Annotated in this window: 23 protein-coding genes; 3 read left to right on the top strand and 20 right to left on the bottom strand. The window is 18.9% G+C overall.

Annotation, left to right across the window (positions count from 1 at the left end; genetic code table 11):
* Positions 1–57 precede the first annotated feature (57 nt).
* The gene (locus BTSPAZIEG_RS01240; protein WP_075472679.1) at positions 58–453 is read right to left on the bottom strand and encodes a RidA family protein; all 396 of its coding nucleotides are present in this window, start codon (positions 451–453) and stop codon (positions 58–60) included.
* Positions 454–620: 167 nt separating this feature from the next.
* The gene (gene argF / locus BTSPAZIEG_RS01235; protein ID WP_075472677.1) at positions 621–1,652 is read right to left on the bottom strand and encodes an ornithine carbamoyltransferase; all 1,032 of its coding nucleotides are present in this window, start codon (positions 1,650–1,652) and stop codon (positions 621–623) included.
* Between the two features lie 201 nt (positions 1,653–1,853).
* Between argF and BTSPAZIEG_RS01230 the strand changes: the two genes are divergently transcribed.
* Positions 1,854–4,706: a valine--tRNA ligase gene (locus BTSPAZIEG_RS01230; protein WP_075472984.1), complete on the top strand. Its 2,853-nt coding sequence runs from the start codon at positions 1,854–1,856 to the stop codon at positions 4,704–4,706.
* 80 nt (positions 4,707–4,786) lie between these two features.
* On the top strand, positions 4,787–5,737 hold the full coding sequence (locus BTSPAZIEG_RS01225; protein WP_075472675.1) for a rhodanese-related sulfurtransferase: 951 nt from the start codon (positions 4,787–4,789) through the stop codon (positions 5,735–5,737).
* Between the two features lie 56 nt (positions 5,738–5,793).
* Here the strand turns inward: BTSPAZIEG_RS01225 and BTSPAZIEG_RS01220 are convergent, their stop codons facing one another.
* On the bottom strand, positions 5,794–7,626 hold the full coding sequence (locus tag BTSPAZIEG_RS01220) for an ATP-binding cassette domain-containing protein (protein ID WP_075472673.1): 1,833 nt from the start codon (positions 7,624–7,626) through the stop codon (positions 5,794–5,796).
* A gap of 351 nt (positions 7,627–7,977) precedes the next feature.
* Between BTSPAZIEG_RS01220 and asnS the strand changes: the two genes are divergently transcribed.
* Positions 7,978–9,375: an asparagine--tRNA ligase gene (asnS, locus tag BTSPAZIEG_RS01215; RefSeq protein ID WP_082252443.1), complete on the top strand. Its 1,398-nt coding sequence runs from the start codon at positions 7,978–7,980 to the stop codon at positions 9,373–9,375.
* A gap of 147 nt (positions 9,376–9,522) precedes the next feature.
* Here asnS and BTSPAZIEG_RS01210 read toward each other — a convergent pair whose 3' ends face one another.
* The 17 genes from BTSPAZIEG_RS01210 to BTSPAZIEG_RS01130 all read right to left on the bottom strand — a co-directional run bounded on the left by BTSPAZIEG_RS01210 (position 9,523) and on the right by BTSPAZIEG_RS01130 (position 20,982).
* Positions 9,523–9,867, bottom strand: a complete 345-nt coding sequence (locus BTSPAZIEG_RS01210; RefSeq protein ID WP_075472668.1) for an HIT domain-containing protein — start codon at positions 9,865–9,867, stop codon at positions 9,523–9,525.
* A gap of 97 nt (positions 9,868–9,964) precedes the next feature.
* Positions 9,965–10,747: a TatD family hydrolase gene (locus BTSPAZIEG_RS01205; RefSeq protein ID WP_075472666.1), complete on the bottom strand. Its 783-nt coding sequence runs from the start codon at positions 10,745–10,747 to the stop codon at positions 9,965–9,967.
* A 22-nt stretch (positions 10,748–10,769) separates the two neighbouring features.
* Positions 10,770–11,771, bottom strand: coding sequence for a DNA polymerase III subunit delta' C-terminal domain-containing protein (locus BTSPAZIEG_RS01200; RefSeq protein ID WP_172793699.1), 1,002 nt, complete (start codon positions 11,769–11,771; stop codon positions 10,770–10,772).
* Entirely contained in the window at positions 11,768–12,403 is a 636-nt protein-coding gene (gene tmk, locus BTSPAZIEG_RS01195) for a dTMP kinase (RefSeq protein WP_075472662.1), read from the bottom strand. The genes BTSPAZIEG_RS01200 and tmk overlap by 4 nt, the downstream gene beginning before the upstream one ends.
* Positions 12,404–12,536: 133 nt before the next feature.
* On the bottom strand, positions 12,537–12,776 hold the full coding sequence (locus BTSPAZIEG_RS01190; protein WP_075472660.1) for an acyl carrier protein: 240 nt from the start codon (positions 12,774–12,776) through the stop codon (positions 12,537–12,539).
* Between the two features lie 66 nt (positions 12,777–12,842).
* Complete coding sequence (locus tag BTSPAZIEG_RS01185) at positions 12,843–13,577, bottom strand: SDR family NAD(P)-dependent oxidoreductase (RefSeq protein ID WP_075472658.1); 735 nt, start codon at positions 13,575–13,577, stop codon at positions 12,843–12,845.
* Positions 13,574–14,509 carry an acyltransferase domain-containing protein gene (locus tag BTSPAZIEG_RS01180; protein WP_075472656.1) on the bottom strand — a complete coding sequence of 312 codons (936 nt, stop codon included), beginning with the start codon at positions 14,507–14,509 and terminating at the stop codon, positions 13,574–13,576. The genes BTSPAZIEG_RS01185 and BTSPAZIEG_RS01180 overlap by 4 nt, the downstream gene beginning before the upstream one ends.
* Positions 14,510–14,628: 119 nt before the next feature.
* Entirely contained in the window at positions 14,629–14,793 is a 165-nt protein-coding gene (gene rpmF / locus BTSPAZIEG_RS01175) for a 50S ribosomal protein L32 (RefSeq protein ID WP_075472654.1), read from the bottom strand.
* Positions 14,794–14,850: 57 nt separating this feature from the next.
* Positions 14,851–15,789 carry an RluA family pseudouridine synthase gene (locus BTSPAZIEG_RS01170; RefSeq protein ID WP_075472652.1) on the bottom strand — a complete coding sequence of 313 codons (939 nt, stop codon included), beginning with the start codon at positions 15,787–15,789 and terminating at the stop codon, positions 14,851–14,853.
* Positions 15,790–15,886: 97 nt separating this feature from the next.
* Complete coding sequence (locus BTSPAZIEG_RS01165; protein WP_075472649.1) at positions 15,887–16,213, bottom strand: hypothetical protein; 327 nt, start codon at positions 16,211–16,213, stop codon at positions 15,887–15,889.
* Position 16,214: 1 nt separating this feature from the next.
* Positions 16,215–17,285: a flagellar basal body P-ring protein FlgI gene (locus tag BTSPAZIEG_RS01160; protein ID WP_075472647.1), complete on the bottom strand. Its 1,071-nt coding sequence runs from the start codon at positions 17,283–17,285 to the stop codon at positions 16,215–16,217.
* 57 nt (positions 17,286–17,342) lie between these two features.
* Positions 17,343–18,041, bottom strand: coding sequence for a flagellar basal body L-ring protein FlgH (locus tag BTSPAZIEG_RS01155; protein WP_075472645.1), 699 nt, complete (start codon positions 18,039–18,041; stop codon positions 17,343–17,345).
* A gap of 10 nt (positions 18,042–18,051) precedes the next feature.
* Positions 18,052–18,834, bottom strand: a complete 783-nt coding sequence (flgG, locus tag BTSPAZIEG_RS01150) for a flagellar basal-body rod protein FlgG (RefSeq protein WP_075472643.1) — start codon at positions 18,832–18,834, stop codon at positions 18,052–18,054.
* Positions 18,835–18,855: 21 nt separating this feature from the next.
* Positions 18,856–19,608 carry a flagellar basal body rod C-terminal domain-containing protein gene (locus tag BTSPAZIEG_RS01145; protein WP_075472641.1) on the bottom strand — a complete coding sequence of 251 codons (753 nt, stop codon included), beginning with the start codon at positions 19,606–19,608 and terminating at the stop codon, positions 18,856–18,858.
* Between the two features lie 173 nt (positions 19,609–19,781).
* On the bottom strand, positions 19,782–20,147 hold the full coding sequence (locus tag BTSPAZIEG_RS01140) for a flagellar hook capping FlgD N-terminal domain-containing protein (protein ID WP_075472640.1): 366 nt from the start codon (positions 20,145–20,147) through the stop codon (positions 19,782–19,784).
* 20 nt (positions 20,148–20,167) lie between these two features.
* Complete coding sequence (gene flgC / locus BTSPAZIEG_RS01135; protein ID WP_075472639.1) at positions 20,168–20,593, bottom strand: hypothetical protein; 426 nt, start codon at positions 20,591–20,593, stop codon at positions 20,168–20,170.
* A gap of 2 nt (positions 20,594–20,595) precedes the next feature.
* Positions 20,596–20,982 carry a hypothetical protein gene (locus tag BTSPAZIEG_RS01130; protein ID WP_075472638.1) on the bottom strand — a complete coding sequence of 129 codons (387 nt, stop codon included), beginning with the start codon at positions 20,980–20,982 and terminating at the stop codon, positions 20,596–20,598.
* Positions 20,983–21,099 lie beyond the last annotated feature (117 nt).

The following is a 21,099-nucleotide window of genomic DNA, read 5'->3' as shown; positions in this document are numbered from 1 at the left end:
TTTTTATTAATATTAATAATTTTATATTTTTTATGCCACATTGTGGCATATATTTTTTTATTTTCTTTTTGTATGAGCAATAACTTCTATTTCTACTAAAGCATCATAAGGTAATTGGGAGACACCAACACATGATCTTGCTGGATATATAGTAGTATATTTTTTAAAAAATTTTTTGTAAGCTGTATTAATAATTTCAAGATTATTTAATTGTGTTGTAAAAATAGTAGTTTTGATAATATCAGAAATTTTAAAATTTTCGTGTATTAATAATGTTTTAATTTTTTTTAAAGTATTGAAAGTTTGATCATATAAATTTGGAAATTTTTTTAATTTTTCATCATATTCAACAAAAATTTGACCTGAAGTAAAAAAAAAATTTTCTACTGTAACAGTATGCGAATAAGGACCATATGTTTTGGTATTACTTAATGAATTCATAAATGTTTTCATAAAATAAAATCTCAAATATTTTTTATTTAAAATAAAATTTTCAAAATATAATATTTAAAACACTAAAAAAAATTTATAATGTTTAAAATTTTTTAAAAATAAAAATATTGTATCTATGTTTAAAATATTATACACTTATTTTTTTATATTTTTTAATATATTTTTTGTTATTTAAATATTTTTTTAAAAGAATCAAAAATACATAAGTTAGAAATTAGAAGAGCTTTAATGGTATGTAATTTATTGTTTGCTTGTTGAAAACTGATGTTATATTTTGATTTAAAAATAGAATGTGTAATTTCTAAACCATTTTTTAAATTGTATAAAGTATGTAATTTTTTTCCTAAAATTGAATCTTGGTTATGTAATGCTGGTAAGCAATGTAAGATTTTAATATTAGGATTTTTTGTATGATAAATTAAATTTTCGTTAACTTGATAGGGTAATAGATCTTTAATTTTTTTAGTCCAACAATTTTCATTTTCGGTCATAGAAACCCAAACATCTGTATAAATAAAATGTATTTTTTTAGTTCCTATAGAAATGTTTTCTGTATATTGAATATTATTTATTTTTGAAGTTGTATTATAAATATATTTTTCTAAAAATTCTTTTTTAGGCCAATATTTTTTTGGTGCAATAATGGTTAATTGAAATTTTAGAATTTTTGCTGCTTCTAATAAAGTATTAGAAATATTGTTTTGAGCATCTCCAATATAAGCGCATTTTATTTCAAAAAAAGATAAATTTGGATATATTTCTTTCATAGTGAATATATCTGCTAATACTTGTGTAGGATGAAATTTTTGTGTTAAACCATTCCAAACAGGTATTTTTGCATATTTTTTAAATAATTTGATTGTGTTATGAGAATTACCTCGATATTGAATACCATCATACAATAAGTTAAAAATTTTTATAGAATCTTCAATAGATTCTTTATGTTTAATATGAGTATCTGAAGGATTTAATATAGTTGTATAAGCACCTTGTTCATATGCTGCTATTTCAAACGCACATCGTGTACGTGTTGATGTTTGCTCAAAAATTAAAATAATTTTTTTATTTTTTAAATATTTTATTTCTTTGTTTTTTTGTTTTTTTTTCTTTAAAATTTTAGAAAAATTTAACAAATATAAAATTTCTTGAGAGGTAAAATCTGAAAATTTTAAAAAACTTTTATTATATAATGTTTTCATTTTTTATATCCATTTGATATGATATATTTTAAAAAAATATAATTTTTAAGAGAAAAATAATTAAAATATAACATATTTATACAATAATTTAATTTTTTATTAAAATTTTTATATATAAAAATTTAATGTAAAAAAAATTATATGTTTATGTTATTTGTATTTTTAAAATTTTTATTAATATTTAATTTAAAAAAGGTTGATATGGATAAAATTTATAATTCACTTTTAGTAGAATCATTTTTTCAAAAAAAATTTAATCAGAAAGATCGTAATATTTTGCAATCTATTACTGAAACATCTAAACAATATTGTATTATGATGCCTCCTCCAAATGTAACAGGTACATTGCATATGGGACATGCATTTCAACAAATTATTATGGATACTTTAATAAGATATCATGATTTATTAAATTATAATACTTTATTACAGATTGGAACTGATCATGCCGGTATTGCAACGCAAATAATGGTAGAAAAAAAATTATTAGATAAAGAAGGAAAAAATAAATTAGATTATACTAAAGAAGAATTTATAAATAAAATTTGGATTTGGAAAGAAAAAACAGAACGCAATATTTTAAATCAAATTAAAAAATTAGGTATTTCAGCTGATTGGACAGATGTTCGATTTACTTTAGATAAAAAATTTTCTCATGCAGTAAATATAGTTTTTAAAAAAATGTATTTAGATAAATTAATTTATCAAAAAAAAAAAATGGTATATTGGGATCCTCAATTAAAAACTGTAGTTTCTGATTTAGAAGTTGAACATAAAGAATCCGATAGTATTATGTGGTATATTAAATATTTTTTAGTAGATTCTTTAGAAACTAATGAGAAAAAAGAAAAAAAATATTTAGAAATTGCAACTACTCGTCCTGAGACATTATTAGGAGATACTGCTTTAGCAGTTCATCCCGATGATATTCGATATCAAAAATATATTGGAAAATTTGTGTGCGTACCTATTATAAATAGAATTATTCCAATTATTAGTGATATATCAGTGAATTTAAAATTAGGTACTGGATGTTTAAAAGTTACCCCAGCACATGACTTTAATGATTATGAAATTTCTAAAAGACATAAATTATATGTAATTAATATTTTTTCAGAAACAGGAAAAATTTTAAAAAAATTAGAAATTTTTAATTATAAAGGTAAATTATCATCTTTTTTTAGTTCAAAAATTCCACGTTTATTTCAAGAAAAAGATCGTTTTATAGTTAGAAAATTATTAGTTGATATGTTAAAGAAAAAATATTTTTTAAGTAAAATTGAAAAAAATAAAAATTTTGTCCCATATGGAGATCGTAGTGGAATTTTATTAGAACCTAAATTAACGAATCAATGGTTTTTGCGTACAAAAAAATTATCAAAAATTGCTATTAATATGGTTAAAAAAAAAAAAATTGTTTTTGTTCCATCACAATACAAAAATTTATTTTTGTCTTGGATGGTAAATATTGAAGATTGGTGTATTTCACGACAATTGTGGTGGGGTCATCGTATTCCGGTATGGTATGATAAATTTAATAATATTTATGTAGATTCTGACGAAGAAAAAATTCGAAAAAAATATGGTTTTAAAAAAAATTTTTATTTATTTCAAGATCCTAATGTATTAGATACATGGTTTTCTTCTAGTTTATGGACATTTGCAGGATTAGGATGGCCGAAAATTACAAAGAAATTTAAATATTTTCATCCTACTAATGTATTAATTAGTGGTTTTGATATTATTTTTTTTTGGATTGCGCGTATGATCATGATGACAGGATATTTGATAAAAGATCCTATTTCTAATAATTCATGCGTTCCATTTAAAACAGTATATATTACTGGATTAATTTGTGATGAATTAGGAAAAAAAATGTCTAAATCAAAAGGAAACATTTTAGATCCTTTAGATATGATATATGGCATTAGTTTACAAAAATTAATTAAAAAACGAACACAGAATCTTTTGAAAACAAAGATGGTACAAGATATTGCGAAAAAGACTATTCAAAAATTTCCTTTTGGTATTGAAGCATATGGAATTGATGCATTAAGATTAACATTTTTATCTTTATCTTCAACTAGTAGATATATTCATTGGGATATGAATCGTTTAAAAGGATACAAACATTTTTGTAATAAACTATGGAATGTAAGTCGTTTTATTAAATTACAAATTGATAAAAAATATATGAAAATTTTGAAAAAAAAATATATTTTTTCAATTTTAGATAAATGGATATTTTTTAAATTAACAAATTTAATTAAAAAATATCATGAAAATTTTAAACAATTTCGTTTTGATTTGTTAATTAATTTATTATATGATTTTGTTTGGTATCAATTTTGTGATAAATATATTGAGAATTTAAAATATTTTTTTTCTTTAAATTATTCTATTCAAAAATATTATTTTTTAAATAATTCTATAAAATTATTAAAATTTATATTAATTTTGTTAAATCCAATTATTCCTTTTATTACACAATATATTTGGAATGACATGTATAATTTTTTAAAAAATTTTTCTAAAAAAAAAAAAATTGTACATTTTAAAAAGATAAATTGTGTTATTTTATATCAAAAATCTTTTGAATTTATTGAATGGTTTCATAAAATTATATCAGAACTACGTAAAATTCGTGTAAAATATCATTATACATATAATTATCTTTTTACTATTTATATAAAAAATTTTTCTTTAGATAAAAAAATTTTTATAAATGAAAATTATGTTTTTTTAAAAAATATTGCACATCTAAAAAAAATAATTTTTTTGAAAAAAATAAAAGTTTTAAAAAATTTTTTATTTTTTGTTATTGATCAAATTGAAGTGTATGTTGTATTGTCATTAAAAAACTATTTAAAATATCAATCTTTTAAAATAGATATGCAAATTATTGAAATAAAAAAAAAAATTAAAAAATTAAAATTACAATTATGTAATACTCAATTTTTATTATATGCTCCAAAACATATTATTTCAGAAAAAAAAAAATTATTACAACAGTATACACAAATTAAAAATAAATTATATATTCAAAAAAAATAATTAAATATTTTTTTAAAAAAAAATAAAAAATATTATATTTTTAGAAAATTATTAAAGAATTATGGAGATTCTGATAATATATGAAATTATTAAAAAAATTTGTTTCAAATAAAATTTTAAAAAAAAAAATATTAATAGATACAACAAAACGATTTGTTTTATCTTTTTATAAATATTTTTTTATTGTTAATCCACAAAAAATTTTAAATAAAATAAAAATTATTTTTGAACAAAATAATGTTTTAGGTCGAATTTATATTTCGTATGAAGGAATAAATGCTCAAATTAGTGTCCCAGAAAATTTTATTAATAAAATTGTATATTGTGTTCAGAATTTACATATTGATTTAAAAAATTTAAAAATTCAAAAAGAAATACATAATCAAAAAATGGCATTTTGGAAATTAATAATAAAAATACGTCCTCAAATTGTTTCTAGTCAAATAAAAAATTTTTTCTTTAATCCTAAAAAAGTAGGAAAACATATCAATGCCAGAACAGTAAACAAATATATACATAATAAAAATTATGTTTTTGTTGATATGAGAAATGATTATGAATATCAAATTGGTCATTTTAAAAATTCTATCATATGTTCTGCTAATACTTTTCGAAAACAATTAAAAAACTTACCTAAATTTTTAGAGAAATTTAGAAATAAAAATATAGTTTTATATTGTACTGGAGGGATACGTTGTGAAAAAACTTCTTCTTTTTTACTTTTTTTAGGTTTTAAAAATGTTTTTCAAATTAAAGGTGGAATTTTAGGGTATATTCATGAATCTAAAAAAAAAAAATTGCCTATTTATTTTTTAGGTCGATTATTTGTATTTGATTCTAGATTAGAAGAACGAATTACACAAGATATATTTTCAAAATGTAAAAATTGTAATAATTTTACAAATAATAAATATATTAATTGTAAAAACAATTTTTGTCATTTATTATTTATTCAATGTAATGTCTGTTCTTCTATATTTCAGTCTTTTTGTTCAAAAAAATGTCAAATTTTTAAAAAAACATTTTGTTAATTTATGAATTACATTTTAATAGTTATATAGAAGAAAATTCTAATATTTTTTATATATTATTTTTGATTTTTTAACATTTCTAAAAATTCCCATCTTAAAAATTTTTTTTGTATTTTTTTTTTTTTTATAGATAATATTGATAATATTTGTTGTATTTCTTTTTTATTTTGTTTATAAAATTTTTTTGTGTAAACTTTTTTTTCAATTTTTTGAACTTCTTTTTCTAATATTTCTAATTTTTGAGGTAGAATTTCTAATTCTTTTTTTAAATCGTATGTGAATTTTGATAATATTATTTTTTTTTTATATTTTTTTTTTTTTATTTTTTTTTCAAGTTTTTTTTTAATCGTTTTATATTGTACATCTTTAATAATTTCTCCATTATCAGTAAAATACCAAAATTTTTTTGCAATATTTTGTAGAAAAAAACGATCATGACTAACTAAAAAAATAGTTCCTGGATAATTTTTTAAAATTTTTTCTAAAAATAATAAAGTAGTAATATCTAAATCATTAGTTGGTTCATCTAAAATTAAAACATGACTTGGTTTTAAAAATAATTTTAATAATAATAATCGATTAATTTCTCCTCCTGATAAAATATTAACTGAAGAATAAATTTTTTCTACAGAAAAATTAAATTTTTTTAATAATCCAAAAATATTATATGTTCTATTTTTTAAAACGAAATTTTCTTGATTTATAGAAATATTTTCTAAAATAGTATTATTTTTTTTGATTTTTTTTCTTTCTTGGTCTAAATAAGATATTTTTATGTTTTGTCCTTTCTTAATAATTCCATTTTTAATAGATATTTTTTTCAATAATATTTTTAATAAGCTACTTTTTCCACATCCATTTGGTCCAATCAAAGCAATTTTTTCTCCATATATAACTTTTTCTGAAAAATTTTTTATTAAGTATTTTTCATTTCTTTTAAAAGAAATATTTTGTATATCAAAAATTATTTTATTAGTTTTTTTTAGTGAATTTATTAATAAAGGTAATGGTTCAAGATTATTTTCTGAAATATTATTTTGAATTTTCAATTTTTTAAATTTTTTTAGACGTCCTTCATTACGGGTACGACGAGCTTTAATACCTTTTTTAGACCATATTTCTTCTATTTTAAATTTTTTTTCAAATTTTATTAATTTTTTATTTTCAATTTCATTTTTATTTTTTTTTTTTTTTAAAAAATCATCAAAATTTTTTATCTTCCATATTGTTAGTTCTTTATTTTCTAAAAAAAATATTTTAGTAGTAATATTATCTATAAAGTTTCGGTCATGTGAAGTAAATAAAATAGCACCATGAAAATTGAGTAAATATTTTTCTAACCATTCAATACTAAAAACATCTAAATGATTAGTCGGTTCATCTAATAATAGTAAATCAGCTGTGTTAATTAGCGTTCGAGCTAAATTCACTTTTCTTAACCACCCCCCTGATAATGAATTTAATGTAGCATATTTTTTTAATTTTAAAATTTTAATTAATTTATTAATTTCTGAATGTTTTTGCCATAATAGGTTATCATTTTCTTGATATAATATATTTTCTGATTTTTTTTTTTTTAAAAAATCATCATATTTTAATAAAAGAACATGTTTTTTTCCTATACCTTTACAGATAAATTCATATACTGTTTCATTTGTTCTTTCAGGGAGTGTTTGTGTTAAATAAGAAATTTTTATGTTCTTTTTTAATAGAAAAGAACCAGAATTTAAAGAAATTTTTTTTTTAATAATTTTTAACAATGTTGATTTTCCAGAACCATTATCTCCTAACAAACAAATTTTTTCTTTTTTTTGCATAACAAAATTAATTTTTTTAAAAATTTCAATTTTATTAAATTGTAAGGTACCATTTTTAATACTTAATAACATTTTAGAAATCCTATAAAATTTTGAAACAATATTTTTTTTATTAATTTTTTAAAATATATATTAGATATATAAAATTTTATTATTTTAAATACATAATTATATAATAAAAATTAATAAATTTTATTAGTATTGAATAAAATATTTTTTAAACATAAAGAAATATTTTAGTTTTTTTAATTATCCATATATAATATAAAAAAATATTTTATATATTTTAATATACAAAACTTTTTAATATAATATTAAATATTTTTATTAAAAAATATATATTTTTTATATAAAAAAAACAAATTTTATTTTTTTTATAAAAAATATTCATATGTTTTTAAAAATTAGGAAAATTAAATAATAATGAAAGTAACTCTTCTTTCGGATATTTTTTTGAAAAAAAAAAACATTAATACAGTAATTTTAATAAATGGTTGGGTACGTAATCGCCGTGATTCTAAATCCGGAATTTCTTTTTTAGATATATATGATGGATCCATTGTTACTACATTACAGGTTATTGCTAAAAATACATTATCTAATTATGTTACAGAAATTTTAAAATTAACTATTGGATGTTCCGTAAAAATTGTAGGTAAATTAATTCATTCTTTACATAAAAAAAATATTTATGAATTAAAAGCTCATTTAATTCAAGTAATAGGTACTGTTTCTTCCCCTAAAAGTTATCCTATGTCTGCTAAAAGACATACTTTAGAGCATTTACGTAATTTTTGTCATTTGAGGCCAAGAACTAACATCATTGGCGTAATTTCTCGTATTCGAAACACTGTTTTTTATACATTACATAAATTTTTTCAATCTAAACAATATTTATGGGTAGCGACTCCGATTATTACTAGTATTAATACTGAAGGCGGGGGAGATATGTTTAAAATTTCAATGTTAGATACTTCAAATTATGAATTAAATAAAAAAATAAAAAATTTTAAAAAAAAATTTTTTAATCGGTCAGCTTTTTTAACTGTTTCAGGTCAGTTAACATTAGAAGCTTATGCATGTTCATTGTCAAAAGTATATTCTTTTGGACCAGTTTTTAGAGCTGAAAATTCTAATACAAAAAAACATCTAGCAGAATTTTGGATGTTAGAAATGGAAAAAGCTTTCACAACTGTAAAAAAAATTTCTAATTTTTCAGAAATTTTATTAAAACATGTTATTCAAAAAGTTTTAGAAAAAAATTCTTTGGATTTGTCTTTTTTGAAAAAATATATTGATAATAATATTTTTATTCGTTTAAAAAAAATTTTAAATATTAATTTTTTTCACATTGAATATAAAGAAGCATTAGATATTTTATTAAAAAATTCTCATTTATTTTCAGAAAAAATTTTTTGGGGAATAGATTTTAATACTATACAAGAAAAATATTTAGTTGAAGAGTATTTTAAAGCACCAGTTGTTATTTATAATTATCCAAAAAATATTAAACCTTTTTATATGAAACTAAATTCCGACGAAATAACGGTTTCTGCATTTGATATTTTATTTCCTCTTGTTGGAGAAATTATAGGAGGATCAGAACGTGAAGATCGTTTTTCTATTTTAGAAAATCGTATGAAAATTTTTAAAGAAACACAAAAAGATTATCATTGGTATCAAGATTTAAGAAAATACGGAACTATCCCACATGCTGGTTTTGGTTTAGGTTTCGAAAGATTAATATTATATATTACAGGGTTAAACAATATCCGTGATGTAATACCATTTCCTCGTTCTGTTGGAGATTTAAAGTTTTAATTTTTTTTTAAACAAAGGTACTTATTATTAATAATCATAAAAAAATTGATAGATCATGTTCAAAAAATATTTTTACATTTTTTTAAAAAATTTTACATGATCTATCAAAATTTTTTTGAATAGATTTTAAAAATATTATCTTTCTTATTATTTTGATAAAAGAGGTCCTAAAAATTTTCCTCCAAGAAGATGTAAATGAATATATTTTATTTCTTGTCCAGCATGTTTATTACAATTTAAAATTAATCGGTATCCTGTTTTATGAATTCCAATTTTTTTTGCAATTTTAGTTGCAGCATAAAACATATGCATAAAAAAAAATTTATTTTCTTTAGTAACATCGTTTGCTGTCGGGATTAATATGTTAGGAATAATTAAAATATGTATTGGTGCTTTTGGATATTTATCATAAAATGCTGTTACTTTTTTATCTTGATAAATAAGATTTTTTTTTTTTGATATAATTTGAGAAAATATCATTTCTACATTCATAAATTTAGATCGTTAAAATTAAAAAATATTTTTTTATAAAAAAAATTTTTTGTCTTGAAAAAAATAATAATAAAAAATTTTTATTATATTTTATCATTTATTTTAAATATTTAAAAGAAGACAGATTAAATAGAGTAAAAAAATTTTTTTGAAGAATAGTAATAAATTCAAAAAAATCTTTTTTTAATAATTTTGCTATATATTGAGCAATTTCATATAAAAATTTTGGTTGATTTTCTTGTCCACGATAAGGGACAGGAGTTAAATAAGGTGAATCTGTTTCTATTAATAATCTATTTAATGGAATAAAATGTAAAATTTTTCGTAAATTATTAGCATTTTTAAAAGTAATAATTCCAGAAAAAGAAATATAAAAATTTAAATCTAATAATTTTTTTACCATATCTAAATCTTCAGTGAAAGAATGTAAAATTCCAGAACATAAATATGCATTTTCTGATTTTAAAATACGAAGAGTTTGTATTTTTGATAATCGACTATGAACTATTATAGGTTTTTTAATTTTCTTTGCAATTTGTATATGTTGTATAAATAACTTTTCTTGTTTAATTTTATTTATAGAATTTTTTAAAAAATCTAATCCAGTTTCTCCAATAGCGATAACTTTTTTCATTTTAGAAAATTCTTGAATTAAATAAATATCTTTTTTTTTATGTTCGCATAAAGGATGCAATCCGCAAGAAAAAAAAATATTTTTTTTTTGTATAGATAATAACAAATTTTTAAAATTATTTATAGAAATAGATATAGTTAAAATTATTTTAATATTTTTTTCATACGCTTCAGATAAAATATTATCTAATGTTTTTTTTTTAAAATTTAATAAATTTAAATGACAATGAGAATCAATTAAAAACATTTTTTTTTTCCTTATAATGATTTTAATTTTCTAAATTTTTTTTTAGTAATATTGTAGTATATAAAACTTGTTCGATAATTAAGATTTCTTTATCAATACCTAAAATATTACATAAACAAAAATTACATTTTAACCAAGAAAATAACATTTTATTCAAAATTTGATATGAATATTCTTTTGAAAATTTTTTTAAAAAAGATATTTGGTCTAAATTTTGAATATTAATTTTTTTTTTACTTAAAAGTTTGATAGCATCTAAAATTAAAAAACAAATCCAAAATATTAAATCTGGATTATTAATATATTTAAAAGCATTAATTAAAATTAAATATTTTCTATTGATATAATAATTTTTAAAAATATTTATAATTTTAATGCGTTGAGAAAATAATACGTTGTTTAAAAAAAAATTAGCAGAAAAAGGTGAATAATTATATAATCTTAAAGAAGTCTGAATTAAATTTAAAGAAATTTTTTTTTTAATGTTTTTTTTTTTTAACCATAAAATTCCTTCTTTTTCCGTAGGAACGGATAAATTATAAAAAATTGCTCGACTTCTTAAAGTAGATATCATATGTTGAGAATTATTAGTATAAAGAAAAAAAAAAGTGTTTTTTGGAGGTTCTTCACAAGTTTTTAATAATGTATTTGATGCCTCATGTGTTAAATTTAAAATATTTGAAAACCATAATATTTTTTTGTTTCCTTGTTGAGCTGTAGTATAAATTTTCAAAATTACATTTCGTATTAAATCAATTCCAATTTTTTTTTTATTTTTGTCTTTAATATCATAAAAATCTGGATGTATTTTTAATTTCATTAAATAACAAGAAGTGCATTTGTTACAATAATACATTTTTTTTTTTTTTAAACATAAAAAAAAAGTACTAATTTCATAAACTAATTTTTGAATTCCTATATCATAAGTTGATTGTAATAAAATAATTGGATGTAATTTTTTTTTTTTGTATAACGTAATAATTTTTGTATAATATTGAGATAACCACGAAATAGAAAAGTTCATTTTATTTTTTGTAACCATGTGAAAAGAGAATTTTGTAAATTTTTATATACTATTTTTTGCGGTAAATTTGCATTGATATGAATAACATTTTTTTCTTTTTTACATTGTTTTAAATATTCCTTTCTAATTTTTTCAAAAAAAGATAGATTTTTTTTTTCGATATTATCTAATTTTCCTCTTTTTAAAATTCTTTTTAAGCTGTTTTTTATTGTAACGTCTAAATATAATATCAAATCTGGTTTAAAATTTTTTAAAAGTAAAAAACTTATATTTTTAATAAAATTATGTTTTTTTTGAGAATTATAACCTTGATATGCATATGTAGACATTTCATATCGATCACTTAATACCCAAATTCCTTTTTTTAAAGCAGGATAAATAATTTTTTCAGTTAAATGAAAACGTGATGCATATAATAAAAGTACCATAGTTTTATAATTTAATGGTTCTTTCGAAGTATTAAATTTAATAAATTGACGTATTTTTTCAGATAAAAAGGTACTTCCTGGCTCACGTATAGAAATAATTTTTTTAATTCCAAATTGATATAAAATTTTTTTTATGTATAAACATGAACTTGTTTTTCCCGAACCTTCTATACCTTCTACTACAATAAATTTTCCTGGTTTCATAAAATTTGATCTTAAAGATTAAAATTAAGTTAATTTTTTGAAAAATATAATTTTTTAAATATAAATATTATATAAAAAATTAATAATATTTTTAAAAAAATTTTATTGTATGTTTTATAATTTTATAGAATAATTATTTTTTTACATTTTTTACAATATGATCAATAATATTTTGTACAGTTTTTAATGTATTAAAATTAGTTTCATTTAATTCTATTTTAAATTTTTCTTCTATTAACATAATTAATTCAATCATATCTAAAGAATCTGCTTTAAATTTTTCAGAAATAATATAATTATTTTTAATTTTTTCAATAGGATAATTAAATTGTTTTGAAATAATTTTTTTTACACAATTTTGAATATTATTCATTTATAATCCTTTAATTTTTTAAGATGGAAATAATTAAAAAAAAATGTTTTTATAAAGATTTTTTATTTATAACATTAACATTCCACCATTAATATGTATAGTTTGTCCTGTAATATAAGTACTTTTTTTAGATATTAAAAATAATACCATATTTGAAATATCTTTAACAGTGCCAAAATTTTTTATAGGAATTTGATTAATATTATTTTTTATATTTTTTAAAATTTTTTTTGTCATATTTGTTTTTATATATCCAGGGGCAATAGAATTTGCAGTAATTCCAAATCTTGCTACTTCTAAAGCTAAAGACTTCATAAAACCAATCATACCAGCTTTTGAAGCAGAATAATTTGTTTGTCCTATATTTCCTTGATATGCGTTTACAGAACTAATAAAAATAATTCGACCCCATTTTTTTTTTATCATATTCGGAATTAAAAATTTTGTTAAATAAAAACAAGAATTTAAATTAATTAAAATAACGTCGTTCCAATTTTTTTCAGACATATTAATTAATAAATTATCTTGTATAACACCAGAATTATGTATTAAAATATCTATTGTATTAAATTTTTTTATAATTTCATATAATTTTTTTTTGGTATTTTGAATATTTAAAAAATTTATTAAAATTCCTGTTCCACTTTTATTAACTAATTTTTTAATTTTTTTTACTCCTAATAAAGTTTTAGAAGTTCCAATAACGTAAATATTTTTTTTAATAATTTTTTTTAAAATAGATTTTCCAATTCCACGATTAGCACCAGTAATTAAAGCTATTTTATCATATTTTTTTTTCATTTTATATTTTTTATTATTTTCATTGTTTTAAAAAAATTTTTTAAGGGGTCAGTAGAATATGTATGTTGAATTTTATTATAAAAGTTTATTTTTGTTAAAGTATTTCCAAAACCCATTTCTATAAAAATATTAATATTTTTTTTTTTTATAAATTTAAGAGTATTTTTCCATAAGACTGGTTTATAAAGTTGTTGATATAAACTTTTTTTTATTTCTTTTGAAGACGTTAAAATTTTTGTTTTAGTAGAGCATAAAACATTTATTTTAGATGTTTGGAAAAAAAAATGTTTTAAAAATGTGAAAAATTTTTTAGAATCTTTTTTTAAAAGCGAACAATGTAAACACAAAAAAATTGGTAGCGGAATAACATATATTTTATTTTTTTTTTTAAAAAATTTTATTACTTTTAAAACTGCTATTTTTTGACCAGAAATAACAATTTGAGTTTTTGAATTTATGCAAGCAATCGAAACTTTTTGATAATCTTGTGAAACCTTTTGGCAAATTTTTTTAATAACAGATAATTTTTCACCAATAATAATATACATTAATGTAGATATATTTTTTAAACTATTTTTAATAATTTGATTTCTTTTTTTTAATATTATTAAGGCATTTTTAAAACTAAGAATATTACTACATATTAACGCAGAATAATGCCCTAAACTATGCCCCGCCATAATATGAGGAATAAAAGATATATTTTTTGTCCATTCTCGATATAAAGCTACAGAAATACTAATTATTACATAAGGTAAATATTTTGTTTTCAAGGGTAAATTATATTTTAAATTTTTTAATAAATTATAATTTAAAAATTGAGATGCTTCTTCTAATGTTTTATTAAAAATATTTCTTTTTATATTTAAATATAAATTTTTTTGTAAATTTTGTAAATTTTGACCAGGAAATAATATTGAAATTTTTTTCATAATTTGCTTTATTATTTATTTTTTGAAAAATATATGTGTAAAAAAATGTTTTTGAATACAGTATTTAAATTTCTAAATACTGTATTATAAAAAATATAATTTTAGAATAATATTTTTGATTAAAAAATTTTTTTTCCTTTATAATATCCTTTTAATGTCATATGATGACGGATATGAGTTTCTCCTGAAATTTTATCAATTGAAAATGTATGTTGTTTGATAACATCATGCATTCTTCTCATGTTTCTTTTGGAACGACTAGGTTTACTTTTTTGAACAGCCATTAGGATTTCCGGATATTTTAATGTTAGAATGACTTATTTTAAAATTTATTAAAAATTTTATTTTTTAGAAAAAAAACTTAAATTTTTTTTAAAAATTTTATCTAAAGGTGCATAAATACATATATTTTTATTAGTTTCAGGATGTAAAAAAGTTATTTTATATGCATGTAAAAGTAATCTTTTTTTTTTATAAAACTTAATTTTTGAATCTAAAATAGAATTTCCATATTTTGGATCATATAATACAGGATGACCACTTTGTGCTGCATGAATACGAATTTGATGTGTTCGCCCAGTTATTGGTTTAATGATTACCAATGTACAATTAGAAAAAATTTTTTTTATTAAAAAAATAGTTTTAGATGGTTTTCCATTTTTATGTATTGTTACTATATTAAATTTTTTTTTTCTATATGTTTTTAAAATAGGTAAATCTATAATAATTTTTTGTTTTTTTAACATACCATGCAATACAGATATATAATATTTTTTTATTTTTTTTTCTCTTAATTGTTGATGTAAATTTTTTAAAGTTGATCTTTTCTTAGCTAATAATAAAATTCCTGAAGTATCTTTATCTAAACGATGTATTAATTCTAAAAATTTAATATCGGTACGAATTGTCCTAAAAATTTCTATAATTCCTGATTGAATACCACTACCTCCATGTACAGAAAATCCGTATGGTTTATTTAATATTATTAAATGTTGATCTTCATATAAAATATTTTTTAATATTTTTTGTTTTATTTTGAAATTACACGATATTTTTTTTATTTTAATAGGTTCAATTTTTATATTAAATAAATAAATTATATCATTTTTTTGTAATTTATAAGATGGTTTTTTTTTTTTTTTATTAATTAATATTTTTCCAATTCGTAAATTTTTATAAATTAAACTTTTTGGTAATGTTTTAAATTTATTAAATAAAAAATTATCAATTCTTTGAAAAATAAAATCTTTTTGAATACTGAATACATAATTTTTTTTCATGAGTATTTTAATATTATTTTTTAAAAATATAAAATAATTTTTTTTATTTTGTTTTTTATAAAAAAAATAAAAAAATTTATTTATATTTGTGAATATTTTAAGAGTTTTTTAAATAATTATTTGAATCTATAATTTGTTGTTGAATAATTTTTAAAAATCCGAGATCTTTTTGGCTTAATTGTTTAGAAAGACAATTAATACACATATCTGTATAAAATAAATTATAATTATCTGGGTTAATTTGAGGATTTAAATTTTTATTAGAATTATTAATACTTTGTAACATAATTTTTACAAAAATTGTTTGTATTTGCGAAGCTATTTTTTTTAAATTAGCAACAGAAATCTTATTTTTTTGTATTAAAAAATTTTTTTTGAATATTTTTTTTTTGTTATTAATTTGTAAATATTTAAATGTAGTCATGTTATATTATTTTAATTTGAGCTTTAATTAAGTTTTTGTTTTTTAAAGATTTTAAAATAGAAAAAATATGTGAAATTGGTAAATTTAAAAATTTTAATGCATGTATGATATTCGTTAAACGAGTTTTTTTAAATATTTTTTTAGCAAAATGTTTAGAAGTTTTTGAAGTAGTTGATGATGTTTTACGAATGTTATGAATATTTAAAAATATATGTTTTTTAATAATTTTTGCAGTATTTAAATAAATTTCATGTTTTAAAGTAATTTCATTTTTTTTAGGTTTTAAAAAGATAATATTTTTTTTTTCTAAATGAATATTAATTTTAAAATGTAAAATATTATTCATTATATGTATTTGTTCTTTTTTTTGTTTGGGAACTTTTATACATATAATTTTAGAATTTAAAGGATATGCCGCATTTGGATAATTTTTATTAATACAATCACTAATTTTTTGAGCTACATTAAAATTTTTTGAATTAAGTCTCAATTGTAATAGTCCAGAATTATTAAGAGTATATTTATATGTTTTTTCTATTATAGCTCCATTTAATATTTTTACATTATTTTTTATTTTGTGATGATCTAAATCATTAATTTCATTGTCTAAATTATGAATTATTGAAGCATGTCCTTGAGCGGTCCCGTATCGAATTCCATTAACATCTTTTAAAGGTGTCATCAACAATGTGCCATTTTGTAAATTTTGAGCGTTTCCAATCGAAGAAACATAGATTGGAATTTTTTGACCTATATAATTAAATTCTGGCAATTCAGCAGTTACTATTACAGCAGCAACATTTTTAGTTTGAATATTACGTTTATGTTTAATATTCAATCCCATGTTTTTAAAAAGATTTAACATTGTTTGTAATGTAAATGAAGAATGCGGAATACGATCTCCACTATTAGGTAAACCTACCATTAAACCATACCCCATTAAAGGAATGGTAGAAGAACCGGAAACATGTGTTAAATTTTTGATAGTATATTCTGCTGCATATGTAAAATTTATCATTGTTATTACAAAAAAAATATAAAATATTATTTTATAGGGTATAAAAGTTTTCATTAAAATACCTTGAAAAAATTATAAAAATCTTAAAAATTTTCTAAATTCAATTTTTTTCTAAAAATAAAAAAATTTTATAAATTTTTTTTTGAAGTTGTTTAAAAAGCTAGTTTTTTTTTTGATCTTTCGTGTCGTATATTGAATATATTTATGAGAAACTTTTGACGAAGAAATTTTATTATGTTTAATAGAATTTGGATTTAAGACTCCAGAAAAATATATAGATTCTATATTTCCATTAATAAAAATAGAATTTTTTCCAGATACTTGTAAATTTCTATTGGGTAAAATTTTTTTAATTGTTACAGTAATTAAACCGATAAAAGTATTTTTTTCTATTGATCGATTCGTATCTGTAGAAAATTTGTTTCCAATAGTATTTAATAATGGAATTGTATGTATTTTTTTTTTTTGAAAAATTTTGTTTATTAAATAAAAAACAAAAGATTGAATTTTTAAAAAATTTTTTCCAGTATTATGTAAATTATTATATGTTTTGTTTTTTGCCATGATGTTTTCGTGTAAAAAAACAGTGATATTATCACCAATTTGATATTGAGGATGATCTTCAAACCAATTATGATAATAATATCTTTTATACATTTCTTTATTTTTATATTTTTGTGTAAATTTTGTATTTTGTACAGAAGAATCAATAACGTTACTATAACTAACATTTAAAAAAAACAGAGATAATATTAATAAAAATAATTTTAAAATTTTTATAAAATGTTTAAAAACAGATTTTTTTTTCATTTTTTCATAATTATAATTGAGTTAATTTTTGTAACATTTGATCAGTAGCCGTTAATACTTTACTATTAATTTCATATGCGCGTTGCGCTTGTATCATATTAACTAATTCTTCTGCAACATTTACATTTGAAGTCTCTAAAAAGCCTTGATATAATTCTCCATATCCTATGTTTCCAGGTTTTCCTTCTATTGCTTCTCCAGAAGAAGAAGTAGATTTATAACAATTTGATCCTACATTTTTTAATCCTGAAACATTAGGAAAATTAAAAATAGTATATTGACCTAACATTTGAGGTTCTATAGAATCTTTTGTTCTAGAGGTCACAATACCTTCACGATCAATTTTTAAAGTTTCAGCGTTTTCTGGAATTTTGATTTCTGGAGATACAACATAACCATGATGAGTTACTAATTGTCTTTTCGAGTTAATTTGAAATGAACCATCACGTGTATAAAGTGAATGTTTATTTGGTAATAAAATTTTAAAAAATCCTTCTCCATTAATAACTAAATTTTTCCAAGAATGAGTTTTTGAAAAATTTCCCATAGTAAAAATTTTTTCCGTAGCGATTGGTCTTACACCTGTTCCTATTTGTATTGAATTCGGTTTTTTAGATTTTTTTTGGGTAATTAAATGAGAATGATTTAAATTTTTATAAATTAAATCTTCAAAAATTGCATGCGATCGTTTAAATCCTGTAGTATTAACGTTTGCTAAATTATTCGCAATAACGTTCATATTAATTTGTTGTGCTTCAAGTCCAGTTTTTGCAATCCATAATGTTGACATCATAAAAATTTTCCTTACTAATATTTACAGAACACCGTTTAATAAAGTATTTGATTTTTCTTCATTTTCTTGTTCAGTAGAAATTGTTTTCATATTTGATTCAAAATTTCGAACAGAAGCCATCATATTAATTAAGTTTTCAGTAATATTAACATTACTTTCTTCTAATTCATCTGTAATTTCTGGAGTATCAATACCAAAACGACGTAATTGGTTTTGTGTATATTTAATCATTCCAGTATCTTTTAGAAAATATTTTCCATGATTAATATATAATAAATCTTCTGGTAAAAATTTTAATACTTTTATTTGTCCTAAAAATTTTTGTGATAATTTATTATTTTTTTTAAAATTTAAGACAACTTTTCCATCAGATAAAATTTTTGGCATTTTATGGGTTGGAGAAATAATAGTTTCATCATTAACATTTAAAATTGGTAATTTGTTTAATAATAATTCTCCTTTTTTATTTAATTCTAATTTTCCTGTTTGCATAAAAGCGATATCTAAATCTGTATCTAAAACAGCAATCCAATTATTTTTTTTGGTAGTTAGATATTTAGAATTATCAATCTTTTTAAAATTTCCACGTTTTAAATTAACGAATACTTGGTTAACATTTTGTATGTCTTTATTATGATTTTTCTTTTGCACTTGATATACATATTGTTCTTTAAATCCAGGTGTTGAAATATTTGCTATATTATTAGAAAAAATTTTTTGCTTTTGTAAATTATTGTTTGCAGATTGTAAAATAGTTTTTAATGTTTTGTTCATTTTTTAAACTCACTGTAAGTAAAAGAAAATACATTTATAAAATAAAAAATTAATTATAAAAATTTATTATATCAATTTTTTATTAATTTTATTTTATTATTTTTTTAAACATACTAATTAATAATTAGTATTAAAAATATTTTTTATTAACTTTTTAAAATTTTTGTACATTTTTAAAAAAATTGGAATTTTTTTTTTTTTATATTGTTATCTTGATTATTATTAAATAATGTTTGTTTATTTTTTGTATTTAATAAATTTGATAATGAATTTGATTGGATACATTTTAATATTTTTTCAGTATTATAATGGATTTTTTGAATTCTGTCATTAATTTGCATTTGAGTAATTTGAGATATTAATTGACTATTTTTTACTGGTTGAGTTGGATCTTGATTTTTTAGTTCTGAAGATAAAATTTTTAAAAAATTTAATTGAGTTCGAATAGTATTTTTATTTTTTAAAAATTTTTTCTTTTTTACTATATTAATATGTTTATTATACATTTGGAATATTTTCTTCAGATTACTAAAATTCATATAATCTCCTTTTTTAAAAATTAGTTTTCATATAATGATAATGTTTTCAAAATTAAATTTTTAATAGTTTTTAAAATTTCAACACTCATTTTATATTGTAAAGAAATATCAATATTTTTAATTGTTTCGTTTAAAGGAGTAGTATTATTATTAGGTATGTATCCTTTTTTATTAGCTAATACATTATTAGGTTGATAAATAAAATTTATTGGTTTTTTTTTTTGTATAATTTTTTCTATGTATATACCTCCAATATTTTTTTCATTTTTATTAATTGGAAGAAATTTAACAATTGCTGTTTCTGGAGTATAAGGTTCATATGACCCATTATTTTTTTTTATTAAACTCTCAGAATAAGCTAAATTTTTAATATTAATACGTTTTAGTTCTGATTGCGCAATTAAAGAAGATGCAGCAATATCAAAAGAATCTAATAAAGAATTCATAATTATTTAATAACTCCAATTGCATTTAAAAAAATGTGTTCTCTTTGTTTTATATTTGATAAAAGTTTTTGATATAAAATAGAATTTTTTAAAAATTCAATACGTTCTATATCTAAATTTTTATTATTTTTAATATTCTTAGAATTAGGGATATTTTTTCTTTTTTCAATAACAATTTTAGAATAGTCAATTTTAAAATTAGAATTATTAAAATCTTTTTGTCTTTGTTTAACAGCTTCTATAAAAGCTTTTTTAAAATTTATATTTTTTGAAACATATTTTTTTCTTTGAATATTCGTTATATTAGATAAAATAAGTTTTTGTTGATAAATTAATAATTCTAATGCTATTTTATCTAATTCAAAAAATTTTTGAAGATGTGATAACATTTTTTTTCTCAATTAAAAAATTAAAATTAAATAATTTTATCTTTAGAAAAAAAAATAGTAAATTGTTTTTTTCTTTAAATATATTAAAAAAAATATATTTATATTTTTCAATATTTT

The sequence above is a fragment of the Buchnera aphidicola (Tuberolachnus salignus) genome, assembly GCF_900016785.1.
In the GTDB taxonomy this organism is placed as follows: domain Bacteria; phylum Pseudomonadota; class Gammaproteobacteria; order Enterobacterales; family Enterobacteriaceae; genus Buchnera_F; species Buchnera_F aphidicola_M.
This window is presented reverse-complemented; position numbering and strand designations above follow the sequence as displayed.